8 protein-coding genes are annotated in these 14,868 nt (G+C 38.9%); 2 read left to right on the top strand and 6 right to left on the bottom strand.

What is annotated here, in order from left to right:
- Positions 1-265: 265 nt before the first annotated feature.
- A complete protein-coding gene (locus tag ACFPYN_RS13555) occupies positions 266-7,135 on the bottom strand; it encodes a pullulanase (RefSeq protein ID WP_377734926.1) in 6,870 nt (2,289 codons plus the stop codon).
- Positions 7,136-7,966: 831 nt separating this feature from the next.
- Complete coding sequence (locus ACFPYN_RS13560) at positions 7,967-8,371, bottom strand: hypothetical protein (protein ID WP_377734928.1); 405 nt, start codon at positions 8,369-8,371, stop codon at positions 7,967-7,969.
- Between the two features lie 551 nt (positions 8,372-8,922).
- On the opposite strand from ACFPYN_RS13560, the gene ACFPYN_RS13565 reads away from it, so the two are divergent.
- Both ACFPYN_RS13565 and ACFPYN_RS13570 read left to right on the top strand, forming a co-directional pair.
- The gene (locus ACFPYN_RS13565; RefSeq protein ID WP_377734930.1) at positions 8,923-9,231 is read left to right on the top strand and encodes a hypothetical protein; all 309 of its coding nucleotides are present in this window, start codon (positions 8,923-8,925) and stop codon (positions 9,229-9,231) included.
- A 112-nt stretch (positions 9,232-9,343) separates the two neighbouring features.
- Complete coding sequence (locus ACFPYN_RS13570) at positions 9,344-10,144, top strand: hypothetical protein (RefSeq protein WP_377734932.1); 801 nt, start codon at positions 9,344-9,346, stop codon at positions 10,142-10,144.
- A gap of 812 nt (positions 10,145-10,956) precedes the next feature.
- Here ACFPYN_RS13570 and ACFPYN_RS13575 read toward each other — a convergent pair.
- The 4 genes from ACFPYN_RS13575 to ACFPYN_RS13590 form a co-directional block, all read right to left on the bottom strand.
- Positions 10,957-11,517: a plasmid pRiA4b ORF-3 family protein gene (locus ACFPYN_RS13575; protein WP_377734934.1), complete on the bottom strand. Its 561-nt coding sequence runs from the start codon at positions 11,515-11,517 to the stop codon at positions 10,957-10,959.
- A 236-nt stretch (positions 11,518-11,753) separates the two neighbouring features.
- The gene (locus tag ACFPYN_RS13580; RefSeq protein WP_377734936.1) at positions 11,754-13,076 is read right to left on the bottom strand and encodes an ABC transporter permease; all 1,323 of its coding nucleotides are present in this window, start codon (positions 13,074-13,076) and stop codon (positions 11,754-11,756) included.
- Positions 13,073-13,732 (bottom strand): ABC transporter ATP-binding protein, encoded by a 660-nt coding sequence (locus ACFPYN_RS13585; RefSeq protein ID WP_377734938.1) that lies wholly within the window; start codon positions 13,730-13,732, stop codon positions 13,073-13,075. Before ACFPYN_RS13585 ends, ACFPYN_RS13580 begins: the two co-directional genes overlap by 4 nt.
- Before the next feature lie 620 nt (positions 13,733-14,352).
- Positions 14,353-14,853: a competence protein ComK gene (locus ACFPYN_RS13590; RefSeq protein WP_377734940.1), complete on the bottom strand. Its 501-nt coding sequence runs from the start codon at positions 14,851-14,853 to the stop codon at positions 14,353-14,355.
- Positions 14,854-14,868: the final 15 nt, after the last annotated feature.

Here is a 14,868-nt window from a genome sequence, read left to right on the forward strand (position 1 = left end):
TGGTCCAAGGATCTTCCGGCTGATTGCTATATCCAATTTAAGAAATAGAAAATGCCTTTCTGACAAAAGTCAGAAAGGCATTTTCTTTGAGAAGAAACAATGTGTTCATTATTTGACGCTTACGGACAACAAACCAAGTTGAATGGACGACAACCCTCAGTGAGTGGACGATAACAATTCTCAAAGTTCAGATGTATAGCTCTAACATATTTATACTCAAAAAAAGAAGCAAAGTGACCACGTCACTTTGCTTCTCACTAAAAACTTAATCTATCAATTTACTCTTCTCCAAGAACTCTGCCAAAATCTTCGCCATTTGATCACGTTTGGTGTAGCCATTTGGATCGAAGGTTCCGTTTTTCTTGCCTGCCATAATGCCTGCTTGATAGACGGCTTTTATTCCTGATTTTGACCAGTTTGGAAATTGCTTAGCATCTTTAAAATCGGCTAGTTGTTTAGCTGATTCAAAGTTTGCCTGATCAAAGTTAAGGAATTTCAGTTCCATAGCTCTTGCAATCATGACGGCTGCTTGTGTACGTGTTAGTTTTTCATATGGAGCAAATGTGCCGTTATCTTTTCCGAAAACGAGTCCGTATTGAACGGCTGCCATTAGTTCTCCATTTGTGTTGAACCATTCGCTACCTTTTACATCTGAGAAGCTGTTGTCATACTCGATTGCTGGAAGACCTAATGCACGAACTAATAATACGGTAAATTCGGCACGGGTAATATCTTCTGCTGGCGCGTATGTTCCGTTCGCTTTCCCGGAAATGATGTATTTTGAAGCTAGTTTTTCAATAGATTCTTCAGCCCAGTTTTTGTTATCTACGTCTGGGAAAGTTTTGTTATTCTCAACAATTGCATAGGTTGAGTTTGTCAGTGACTTCACTGTTGCTATTTTGCCATTAAATACGGTTGGAAGTGATGTGAACGTTCCATCCTGATTAAATTTCACTGCGACTGAAGTTTTCGGATTGAAGTCTTTTTCGCCAACAATCTCTCTTTCAACAAATGAACCATAGGCAGTGATCGTCACTTTTTTACCACCTGCTACTGCTTCGACGTGGAATTCTATTGCATTAGAAACCACTTTCGCCTTAGTCGAATGAGTTTTAACTACATTAACAGATACCGTGATTTGAACATCACTTTCAGCAACGCCTAGCTTTTTAGCTAAGTCTGAGATATCGATTTCTGATGCAGGAAGCTTGTAGCTTGCTTCGTCTGTTTGGATGTCAATCATTGCTCGTTTATTTTTCTTTAACGCTTCAGTAAATAGACTGCCAGGCACCTGTGCTTTGACCATTTCACCAGCTGCCGGTTTTTCTAACTTAATCGCCACAATATATTTTTCTGAAGTTATCGCATCCACAATTTCTTTTACTTTTCCAGGAACAATTTTCGTAATGACCTCGATCATTCCAGAAGGGTTCTTCTCTTTCACTATTTCTGCCGCATGAGCTGGAAGTTGAATCGTGTTCGGTTTTCCAGCTGCTGGTGGTGGTGTAGGTGGGTTAGGTTGAGATCCACCATTACCATTACCATTGTCCTTCGGTTTTTCAGTAGCTTTTCGATCCAGTTTAATCACAACTGTTGTTAAAGGATCAATTGTTAATGTTTCTTTCGATAAAGTGAAACCTGATTTTTTCGATACTGCTTTTGTCCCCGCTTCATCACTGTCTACTAAAATAACCCCATCAGAGAAGTCATAGTCTCCTAATGTGAAGGTACGGGCTTGATTGTCTGCATTGACAAATACGTAGTAATTACCCGTTTTATCAGTAGAGACATTTTCGTATGCAATGACTAAGTCGGAATCTTTCATTTCAGGGAAATCAAGTAACGATACGTTTGTATCAACCAACTCTTTTTCGCCTAAGCGGAAAGCATTTGTTGATTTTCTTAAGTCAATTAATCCTTCTGTGAACTCTCTTGTTGTTGTATTGACTGCAAAATCTTTTTTGTTCGTTGCTTTTTCCCAATCAAATTTATTGATTGCATCTGAAGAGTCATAGGAATCATGGATGAAGTAGCCGAATGGATTGCCATCAACATCTGTAAATTCATGATATTTCTGCTCTGGCACTCCTTCACCTAACCATTGCTTCGTTCTGCCATATTCCTGGCCTGCATGGATAAATGCCGTACCTTGAGATGTTAGAACGATGGAGTTTCCAAGTCGAACACGTTGATGAATCTCCAAGTTGTTTTCAGCAATTGCTGGATCCTTTTTAATAGATTGAGCAATAACATCATATAAAGGCAAATTATCATGTGCATCGATGTATTGGACCATATCGCCCGGATCATCATCAGCTGTATTAGAAGGTTGCCCTTTAATATTATTAAAAATCGTTGCAATATCTCTTGCTCCGCCTGTAATAAATCTTGGCTCACCTTCTGAACCGAAACCAGATTTCAGTTCATTGCGGATTTCGTCAGAGAATACACCGACATCATCCGTTTTATCCATCCAGTCTTGATCTGCACCCATTCCTGCTAGTGCTGGATCAGCTAAATGTCCGGCAAATGTTCTCCAACCTTCGCCAATGAATAAAGCATCCGGATTGACAGCCGCAGCTGCATTATAAGCGTTTTGAATAGATGGATACGTCGCGTCACCCATCATATCGAATCTCATGCCATCAATCTTGTATTCGTCAAACCAGTATTCTACTGAATCGACCATGAGCTTTTCAGCCATTGTGTGACTTGTTGCTAAATTGTTACCAAAGCCACCAAGGAAATTGCCTTTCGCATCTTGATACGCATAGTAATTTGGCACAATATCATTTAATTGACTAGCTTTCGCCATGTGCGTGTATACCACATCAAACACAACACCCATATCCGCTTCGTGAATGGCATCAATTAATTCTTTCAGTTCTTTTACTCGCAGTTCAGGATCTGTTGCATCCTCTGAATAAGCACCATCTGGCGAGAAGTAATTGTGTGGGTCATAGCCCCAGTTGTATTCATTGCCACCCGCTGAATAGTTTAGCTCTCTTTCACTCGTATTCGTTTCATCGCCATAATACCAAGCCATGACGGGTAGTAATTGAACATGTGTAACACCTAGAGATTTAATATAATCGAGCTTATCAATAAAGCCTTTATACGAGCCCCATCTTGATGTCAAATCTTTTTCAATGGAAGGATCTGACGTAAAGTCTCGGACGTGAACTTCGTAAATCACTGCATCTTCACGTTTTTCATAGCCATCAATAGACGCATGACTAAATCCTTCAGGGTTAGTACCGCTTAAGTCTACAATCGCTGCTTTACCAACTGTATCCCCGTCTGGACCTGCTACACCTTCTGTATTCACAGTAAATGCTGCCATCGATTTTGCGTAAGGGTCTAATACTTTTTTCGCTACGCCATCATTTGTTACTTCATACTGATAGTAGTAGCCTTTAAGATCACTTACAGCCAGTTCGCTCGGACTGATGTCTTTTGACCAAACACCTTGTTCGCCAAGCGTTAATTCTACACTGCCAATTGCCACAGAAGCATCCTCTTTATCAAAGAAGTTCGCCACTACTTTGCTTGCTTTCGGTGCCCATAATTTAAGTGTCGCATTGCCATTGTTGTATGTTGCACCAAGATCATCGCCATCATAAGCGTACATCTTATCTAGCATTCTCCAGCCTGTTGTTGCTGAAACCGTTCTGCCTGAGTACGTAATAGACAATGGTAGTTTATCTAGATTGAATGTTGCTTTTACTTCAACTGTTTTATCTCCAGTGATTTCAGCACTTTCTACTGGAACCGCTGCTCCATCAGCATCTGTAATAGCTAACCCATCTTTTAAGCTTTCAGAAGTTAAACCGTCTGTCATCGTGAATCCTAATAGTATCGTATCTTCGGAGATGACCTCACCTGAAACAATCCCTGATGCTACTTCCCCATAAGGCGAAATATAGACGGTATCATCGCCTTGCTTAATCCATAAATGATTATACTTATCTAGTAAGTTGAAAGATTTATCGCCAGCATCTTTTTCTTGTGTCTCTTGATTGACGACTAAGAAACCAATTTCTTTTGCAGCCTCTGTCAGTTCGATATCTGCATAAGCACCATAACGATCTGTCCCATCAAAATCTGCTGCATCTGTTGGCCAAGTAGCAGATGGTGCTGCTACATCGCCCCAATTCCAAATGCCAAAGTTATCGTAGTCTGCGTTGTCACGTGTGTAATGAACACGCACTGTATTTTCTGGTAAATCAACTGGTTCGTACGTATATACTTGATCCGAACCTTGCTTAATCCAAATCTCATTCATCTCTGGCGAAGAAATGGTAAAGCCTTTGTCTCCACCGTCTTTACCAGCGTCACCGCCCGTTATATCCATAACAAGGAAGCCAATATTCTTCGCGCCTTCAATTAGTTCAACGTCAATGTATGATCCATAACTATCCGTTTTTTCAAACATCGTTGCACCCACTGGCCAATTAGCCGATGGTGAAGCTACATCGTTCCATAGCCATGCCCCATAGTTTTCATAAATATTATCCGTGCGGTTATAGTGAATACGGATGTTATTCGCAGGAATTGGTTCCACTGCGTCTCCTCCACCGTCTCCTGTAGCAACCGCTCCCGTAATATTTCCACCTTCAACTGTCAGTAAGACAGTACCCCCATCAGCATTCGAAGGAAGTGGAACAATCATTTCTCCAGCTTCATTTGCCGTGTAAACTTCTCCAGAATAATGATCAGTCACAACAGCATCTTGTGAATCAACCGTTACTGTCACGTCTTTTGCGTCTTCAGCAACATTCAATCCAACATAGACAGATTGATCTTTAAAGTCACGTGAGAATAATAAGAATTTATCTTGATTAGAACCACCTACAAAAGTTCTTTCCCCTTTAGCAAACACTTTTGAATGCTCACTTCTAAAATTAAGAATCTTTGTGTAGTGATCTAACACATCATTATTTTCAACTTGATCCCAAGCCAAGTCATAACGATTATCGTATTGCGGGTAGTTATTGGCTCCACTTTGCCCAAGCTCTTCCCCGTAATAAATAACTGGTTGTCCTTTTGCAGTTGCTTGAAGAGATGCGGCAACTTTTAGCTTGCCTTCATCTCCAGCTAATGAATGCAGGAATCCATCTTCATCATGACTGCCTAAAAACTGGCCAAATGTTGCGGTATTATCCACTTTTCCATTTCGAGTAATAAGCGCGTCATTTGCAGCTTTTAGATCGCCATTTACAAATGTGCGGGCTGTATTTTTAAACTCAAAATCTAGTAAAGAATCCATCATGCCTGTTTCAAGGTAGCCTAGGTTATTATCAACATTTGCACCCCAAGCTTCACCAATCATCTTAAACTCAGGCATTTTATCAGTTAATGCATTTTTGAAACTCATCCAAGTCGCATCTTCAACATGCTTCACAGTATCTACACGGAAGTAGTCAATTGTGTTTCCTTTAGCCGTCGTCGCTTCATCAATCCAGCTCGTTTGCCAATCAATGATTTGCTGACGAACTGCAGGGTCTTCCGTTTTAAGATCAGGAAGTCCAGCTAATTCACCAACCACCTCATCCGTTCCAACAGTTGCGCCTTGACGGACCATATCGCTAAATCTAGTGCGATCCTCATCCGTTGGGAAACCTGCAGGCGGGTTAGCCATGTTTCCATCTAACTCTTTCAAACCATAGCCTGTATGATTTAACACCACATCCACCATAATTTTCATATCACGGTCATGTGCTGCATCAATTAATTCATGGAAATCTTCCATCGTTCCAAAATGCGGATTTAATTCCCCGAAATTACTAGCCCAGTAGCCATGGTAGGCGTAATAGGGGTCAACAGATGTCCCGTTCGTTTCAACAGAGCGCACATCATATTTCACATTTTCTACAATCGGGCTAATCCAAATTGTATTGACACCGAGATTATCAAGATAATCTAGTTTTGTCGTAATCCCTTTCAAATCGCCACCTTGGTAAGTACCACGCGCATCGGTATCATAGTTCAGATCATAAGGGTCGTTGTTTGTTGCATCACCATCAAAGAATCTGTCTGTTAACATAAAGTAAATCACAGACTCGTCCCAATCAAAATCAGAATCTCCTGTTGATTGTCTCGTTTTCACTTCCACTTCAGCTGATCCTTCATATGTGTTTCCATATGAATCTATCACGGTTAATGGAATGGTTTTGGTTCCAGCTGTAATGTCATCGTCAACTGCAATCGCAATCTCTTTTAAGGAAGGATCAATCTCTAATTTAGTTGATTCGCCTAACGAAGAAGCATCCGCAAAGATTTTGTTGATTTTTAGTTCGTCTGTCAATCCTTGAATATCAACAGATAAGACAGCGTTTTGATTGTAGTCAATCACTGCTGGTTCGACTGATCCTAAAACCGTTAAATCAGCTTGAAGGAATTCAATCGTTGAAACTCCATCAACTGTATTGTAAGGATCAGTTACTTCAGTTGTCACGCCATCTTTTGTTACCAGATAGGTGTATGCTGTTTCACCATTTGGAATGTTGTTGTATGAATAGACAAATCTCTCATTCTCTGGCTCATACGTCATTTCATTCGTTTGTCCATCAAACTTTAACTCTACTTTTTCAATCGTGTCCATTTCATCGTTAGTGAAAAGGGCTTTATCACGGTAATAAAAAGTCGCATTCCCTTGGTCAATAACAGGAGCTGAGCCATCCGGAACAATTCGTATTTGCTCGACACCACTTGTAATATAAGCTTTTGTCAGTGAATCATTCTTATTCACTTGAATAAAACGATCCCCAAACTCTTTTTCTGCGGTATTCCAGTCCTCATTACTACGAAGAACAAATCCAAATTGTTCCGTTTCAGGCGCAACGGCAATATTGACAGTTGCCACGCCATTCGCATATGATTCAAAATTGATTTGATCATTTGTAACACCTGTATTCCATGCCCAAATATTCCAAGTACCATATGTTTGATCTTCGCGAATGTATGTGAATCGTACGCTACGATCAGCAGTTTCAGTAGCTTCATTTACAACTGCCTTATTAGAATCTGTTGCAAATGCCTGTTGAGCCGGTATAAATGGCAACCATAGGCTCAAAACCAATACTGAAATGATAAATATTGATAATTTACGTTTAATGCTCCTTGCTCTTTTCACTCATTATTTCCTCCTCAGTTAATGGGTCATGGGTTATTGATTCATATTTCATAAACCGAATGTAATCACGAAGATTCTAAAAACAGATCTGGTTGATTTCCGTTACGGGCGGACGCTTTCCGCGGGGCGGGCAGTGAGCCTCCTCGGTTGCTTCGCAATCTGCGGGGTCTCACCTGTCCCGCTTTTCCCGCTGGAAAGATATTGGACGAAATGTCATTCGTCCAATATCTTTGCGACGAGTAACCGCAGGAGCAGTCTCTTTCGCCGCCCTTCACTCCAATCAATTGATCTAAAATCTTAACAAATTCAAAGAAATACACTTTAAATATTCGTACATCATTCTTCATAAGTTATTTATGAAATAACGTTTAATAGATTCTCCTTTCTAAAATTAGACATCATCCACCTATTTGTGAAAGCGTTTGCACAAATAGCTGAAAGAGAAAATGCTTACATAATACAATATGAGAATGTCTCTTCTAGCTGAATAAATACATGAATTGATTTATGCAAGCGTTTGCAATACATGTAAAATTTTACTTTAGTTTTTATTAAACAGCAACAAAAATAAGTAAGTATTCAGAATAAATAGGCATATAGACGTCCTATATATTAGTAAAAGACTCTACGGGTGGCACCTTTCCCCCTTTTGGTACCTGTGCGTTTTTGGCAAAATAGTGCCACCCATTAGTTCCTTCTATTTAAAATAGACATGATATTGAGCAAATAAGAAATTAGCAATTCACACAAAAAAGTGAGCTTGGAAATGTATCTCCAAGCTCACTTTTGTTCTGTACGTTTTTAATTTAGACATCCATTAAATAAATTACATTATCCCTCAACGATAGCAAGGTATTTCCTTAACTCACCATCAATTTCAACGACTAATATGTCACCTCTTTCTTTAGCTTTGAAAATCTTAGTTCCAACGGGAATTATATTGGACTCTTCATTTTTAAAATTTGTTGCATTCTTATTTCTAGTTTTTATTTCGCCAATCTGACTGCCTTTAGTTAATGATAGGTTTTCTACCCAGTCAATATTTGTTTTATAAATAACTCCATCGTATTGAAAAATATCTGCCGCTGAATCTAATCTTATGACTTCTTCTGCATCAATGCTGTCCATTGTTTCTGTCGTTTCCGTTGATCCGGTTGTTCTTTGTTCCTCATTTGAACAACCTATAATTGTGAATGACAAAGCGGAAACAAGAAAAAAGATTCGACTAAACTTCATTAGAACACCCCCATTTTCCCCTTATGATAATTAGACGTACGATTGTCAGAAATGTTACTTTATTGAAATAGTCGGCCCAGTTAGTTTTAGTTAGGCTTTCACCGTCTTTTGATAATTCCCCTTATTTTCATCCCTGACACGCGAATTTAACGTCTACATACTTGGGGCACGAAACTCCCTGTATTTGTTTTCAGATTCGTCACCCTATTTACATAAAACAAGCGACCGAGTATTTAATCTCGGTCGCTCTGTATTTTCCATAGTAGTGTTCTCATACGCTCGAGTGCTGTCCCTGGGTCAGAATCAAATGTCCCTCAATTTTACGGCTGCCCTAGGGACACGCCTACAAAAAACTTACACTTAAAACTAGAATTGTAGTCAAATGTCAGAATTCTGTAGAATCGTTTTCTGCACTAGGACGCAATTAAGGAATAATTATTAATTTCTATAAATATACTATCTCTATAAATGTAAATGTAAATGGTGGTGAAAATACGAAAACCTACTCATTTAATCAAGAAATACTATTGCTACTTCGAAAACATAAAGAGTTGGATAAAGTATATAACTTTATCAAAAATGAAGTGGATGGTCTTAAACCAAAATTGCTGTTAGTTTCGGTAGAAGATAGTGAAAGATATCAAGTAAAAATAAGTTTTTCAATCCCTAAAATATTGTGTGGATTAGACTTAATTATGGTTAAAGATATAAAGGGAAATTTAGAGGTAATACAAACTATTGTTAGAGGCGAAGATAATGAAGAAGTAATTGAAAAATTTAATGCAACTCTCTATGATATTGAGAATTTCAGTAGGTATACATCTACATTTCGAAGTTTAAAAGACATATTACCACGATAGCAACAACATATTTAATAATTCATTAAATGCTAATAGAGTAAGAAGGAGTATTAAAAAACTGAAAAATGATTTTACACTGGACGATGTTATTGCTGGGCTAAAAGCATGTGAAATGACACAACTCCAAGATGAGCTAGCTATATTATATTTTCAAGCTAAAAATGAATTCTTAATTAGAGATAAATTTGCATATTATTTGTTTAAAACATTTATGGATCATGGTTTAATTCCAATCCGTGAATGGACATGGCAAGGTAGTCAGGCAATAGATTTAGCAATTTTCAGAGAATTGGAAATGAAGGAATCTCTTATAGCTACTTGGAATAATGATGAATTAATTGTTTTTAAACGTATTTTAGTAGAAGAAGGTATAATAGATGATTTTGAAGATATTACAAGTATTGAAGAAGCAAACAATATACAATTAGAGAAGATTTTTAATTGCCTCGACACAAAAAGTCAAAACCTTATTTTGGATACTATCAAGGAGCAAAATTTAAATAATTTTGTACCCGTAGCATTATTCGAATTTAAGTGTGAATATACATATCATGACTTTTATTGGATAGAAGTTGAAGGGTTGATGATTAAAAAAGATTTAAACAGAATGAAAGTGATTCGTGATTTATATAATAAAGATCTTAATTATTACGGAATTATCCTTGGAGTACATTTTGAAAACAATTTAAGCTTTAATAGTAAATACTGGGAGCTGAATTCTCACTTTGAGAAAATTTATAAAACCAACACTTCACCTTCTGCAATAAAGAATAAGATTAAATTTGAGTTTGAACCGGATTATAAAGTTACTGAACAAATTATTAATGTCGGGAAAATTTTCGAAGAAGAAGTAAGTATTTATGCTTGGATAATATCTGAAAAACAACCTAGTGGGGCTTTTTTGATAGATTAATCGAGATCCAATTGACTATAAAACGATCACCTTATTTCACAATCATTCAAAATAAGGCTTCAATCATCATTGAAAGCATTCTAACTAAAATGGAATTGAAGTTAAATGTCAGAATTTTTCAGAATATTGTTCTAACTTGGATGACCATTTCTTTATGTTCGTAGTCATCTCCAAAGACGATGGTCATACGACTAATGCTGCGCCGTAAGTATCTTCGTTGCCACCTCCCTTCGAGAAATCCAATATTGATTATTGTCTCACCTATCGACAGCTAGTTGAAGAAGATCCCTACGAGGGGAGTATGGACGCACCAGAATTACAATCAATAGGTCCTCAACATTAGTCAATAACCCTTTGAACCCGAATTATAGAAAACGAAAGAGACGATCTAAGTGACCAAGTCACATAAATCGTCTCTTTCTCTGTAGGCAATCCTTGAAGATAAAATTTCGTCCTCTCTGTAATTTCATCTTCGTAGTATAATTCTCATAAAAAACTTCGCTCGTGTGCTGTCTCTGACGCAGACTCAAATGTTCCTCAATTTGTGGCTGCCCCAGGGAAACGCCACAAAGGCATCCGGTTTGTTAAATTTAACCTGTCATTAGTGAAAGAATAACTAATTTTCATTTTTTTGCAATTCCTCTCTTAGTTTTTGTAATTCTTCCGTTTGTTTTAGTACATTCTTGCTTACTCGTCTAATCGAATCATACAGTGCTATTAATACTGCAAATAGCAATATTACAAATAACAAATCCAATAAAATACCCCCTGCACTTAATTTTTTTCATCCCTGGGACTCAATATTGTGGACTTTATCTCAATCGCTTCAATCGTTCATTCACAGCAGTCAAATTAAATTCATCCGCTTCAAACAGACCTCTCCAACCTAAAGATTGTGTATGATTCTCATTATTTGGATCCGCAAGCTCGATTAAGTACCTGCTATAACCTGATGATCCACCAACATCCTCAGGTGGACAGGCTTGTTTACCATTTATGCACTCGGGCTTAACTGAACCACCAAACGATCGATAACTGTATTGAACTTCTATCGTGTGCTGCCAATCGTCTCCGAAATCATACTGATAGGTAAATGCATCGTCCATTTCTATTCCAATTTTCCCTATCCGTGTATCTCTAGCATCCAAATGCGTGCGATCAAGAATAAAATACTCATCATCTGGAATACCGATTCGATATGGACCATACCTAAACTCATATAAATGATAGTTTTCCCACCCCATCACGATTTGAATGATTTCATGCAGCTTCCTGAACGTAATTCTGTCGGATACTCGAAATACTCTTTCAATGCGAGGATGAATATCTCTAAGACTGATCTTCATCTCCAAAATAATCGGTTGATTCGACATTTTGGATTCACTCCCTTTCTTTCTAATACATACCTCTCACTTCGTCAGTTCCATATTAAATTCCTGCAACATCTGTATATTTGACGATTCAATAGAGGTTAATATCTAAAGTAAAGCCATTAAACTCATGAAAAAAGAATCCAGCAACATCTTGGTTGCTGAATTCTCATATTGATGCATTATTATATCTTCCCTGAGCACCTAATTTTTTCATCCCTGTTACGCGAATTAACCATTCACTCAAACCTCAATGCTTTACTCGGATTCATTCTTGCTGCTTTCAATGCAGGATAAATCCCAAATAGGCTTCCGATTCCAAATGTTGAAATCAGAGCAAGTTTCACTGCCCACATCGGTAACGACAAGGTAAGGAGTTGAATATGGTTATTCCATACTTCAATGAATGCATATCCTAGCCCTATTCCTACCACGCCGCCGATGAAACACAGTAGCAGAGTCTCGAAGAAAAACTGGGCCAATATTTCAAAGGTTGTGGCACCGAGTGCTTTTCGGATACCGATTTCTCGTGTTCTTTCTCGCACGGACATCACCATGACGTTCATGATTCCTGTACCACTGATGATCAGTGCGGTTACGGTAATCCCCAATAGCATCAACTGTAAAATAGACGTTACCTTCCCAAGAGCACTCAACATCTGGTCTTGCTTGACGACACTGAAATCAATTTCGGAATGATTTTCCTTTATGGCACCAAACACTTCACCGTCGACTTGATCTATGGCATCGATGTTCGAAGCTTCCACAATCATCTTCGTTAAATATTTCATGTCTGTCGTTGCAAGCGCCGTTTCAATCGGCATTACAATATTATTGTCCGTACTTGACCCTAAAGTTGCATTTGGCGCAAGGATGCCAATGACCTTAAACGACTCTTCATTAATGGTTACGGTTGTCCCGATCAATGACAACTCTTGCGCTGATGCAACTCCACCTAGTAACTTATTTAGCATACGCTCCCACAGCGGCTTTGGTTTCGAATCTCCAGCAGGGACGCTCCCTTCAACAGTAGGTTCTTCCTCACTTCCGAGCAAAGCATCATGAATATTGCTTCCTAGAACAATCACTTTTGCTTTTGCGGCTTGTTCTTCATTTGTGAAAAAACGGCCTTTTGAAAGCTCTGCATGTGATATGCGCCTGTACTGATCCGTTGTTCCGACTAACACGGACTGCACTTTTTTATCTTCGTATGTAGCAAAGTTAATCGTTTCTAGTTGGGGAGTCACCGATTTTACATTCGCTACACCGGCAACTGCTTGAGCATCTTCATATGTTAGCGTGCTCGGTACATTCGTCAACCCGCTCAGTAAATCTTTTTGTCCTGATGCCGTATCTAAAACCCTTCCTGGCATAACCAAAATTTGCTCCGCTCCAAGACTGCCCATTTGTTTCATCAATGTCTCTTTAACACCAATGGCAATCGAAGCGAGCACAATCACAGCGAACATGCCAATGACCACACCGATCATTGCCGACAATACACGAAAGCGATTCGACCATAACCCGAAGCAAGCCAGTCTGAAAGCTGTCAATAATTTCATACAAGCACCCCGTTCTTGAGGTGCAGTATCCGTTCGGCTCGTTCGGCTACTTCCAAGTCATGCGTAATAATCACAATCGTGGCACCTTTATTATGGACACGTTCAAACAAACTCAGGATGCTTTCAGTCGTTTCTTCATCAAGACTTCCTGTTGGCTCGTCCGCCAGTATCAGTCCCGGTTCATTGACAAGAGCTCTTGCAATGGCCACACGTTGCTTTTCCCCTCCGGACAATCGATCTGGTTTTTGATTCTTCTTATCCAACAGCCCTACCTCATCCAACAAAGCCATCACACGTGACTTTTTTCTTTTCAATCGATTACTTCCGTAGATTAAGGGAAGCAGTACATTTTGATACACCGATAGATTCGGAATCAGTTGGAAATGTTGGAACACAAATCCTATTTCTTCATTCCGTAAAGCAGCTCGTCGGCCACTCCACATTTTATGTACAGGTTTCCCCGCGAGCTCATATTCTCCAGAATCTAAACGATCGAGTGTGCCTAATAAATTCAGCATCGTACTCTTGCCGGACCCGGACTTCCCCATGATGGCTACGTACTCTCCTCGCTCCACGTGCAAATTCACACCACGTAAAATCTCAGTCTTCTCACTCCCTGAACGATAATGCTTTCGTACATCCCGAAGCTCTAGCATCCAACAACCACTTCCATTCTTGTAAACAGGTTTTAACCAACTTTTAGCTATGTATGTAGATTTCTACTAATTGTTAATCATAAGTGAAGCGTTTACTAGATTGCTAGAGGAATTCATACTGAAAACTGACTGCTTTTTCTCTCAGATTCACCGCTGGATGCATAGTTGTACCTAATAGCTGAAGAACGATTGAATCAAGAAAACCTTCCTCTTTTGAGTGCTGCATAGTGCCTTCAATTCGTTTCATTCCTTTTACTAGGCCACTATGTGAATAAAAACAGCTATACCATAGCCCATTGAATAAGAAGAAATCTAAGAGTACAAGGAATAATATTCTCGTTCTCCTTCAGCTTTCTCATGGTTATTTCCGCACTTTATCAGTTAGTAACTCCCGAGTATTTCACCTATCAATGATTTTTGAGGAATGCAAAAAGAACCACTTTAAACTGCCAAGTGGTTCTCTCTTTGTCATGCACTGGTTCTTAATTTTGTCCTAAGTTTTTCACATCAATGTTTTTGCTTTCATCAAAGGTATAGGAGACTTCTAGTTTTTTTAGGCAAAGCGGCATTCGGTGATCTTGGCAATGGGCGTCAGAAATGGTTTTGATTACATGTTGTGATTATTCGTCGGTGGGTGGTAAAACCTTACGGAAGTAGGGTTTCTTTTCTCGATGGATGAAGCGATACGTATCCAAGGTGTAGTGGAGTCTATGCTGTTGTTTCAAAAGGACGTTTTTGGAAACATGGACGATTATGGTCAGTCCATTTGGGAAAGTCACTAAGCACTTTCCTTTTTCCAACTCTTCTACCTCGAAGTGATGATTGAAAAGCCACACACATTCTGCATGTTGATAGGACTTTGTCGGAAAAGCTCCGAACGCTGTCGGTTCAATAAGGACTGGCGTTTTGCTCGAATAGTTCATAAAAATTCTTGTTGCCTGCATCCGTCCCTCCATGGTCGAAGCAAATCGAATGCATGCATTATTAAGTAATTCATGAACCGACTTTTCAGAATAATAAATCCCGTGGTATGTAATGATTTTTGACTTGTACTGCCCTGTAAATACTGATTCTAGCGCTAACGCTTCATGGTCAATTAGATTTGAATCACAGTTTTTCAAAAGAAAATCTCCTTC

The organism is Paenisporosarcina macmurdoensis (genome assembly GCF_042658845.1).
Classification (GTDB): domain Bacteria; phylum Bacillota; class Bacilli; order Bacillales_A; family Planococcaceae; genus Paenisporosarcina; species Paenisporosarcina macmurdoensis.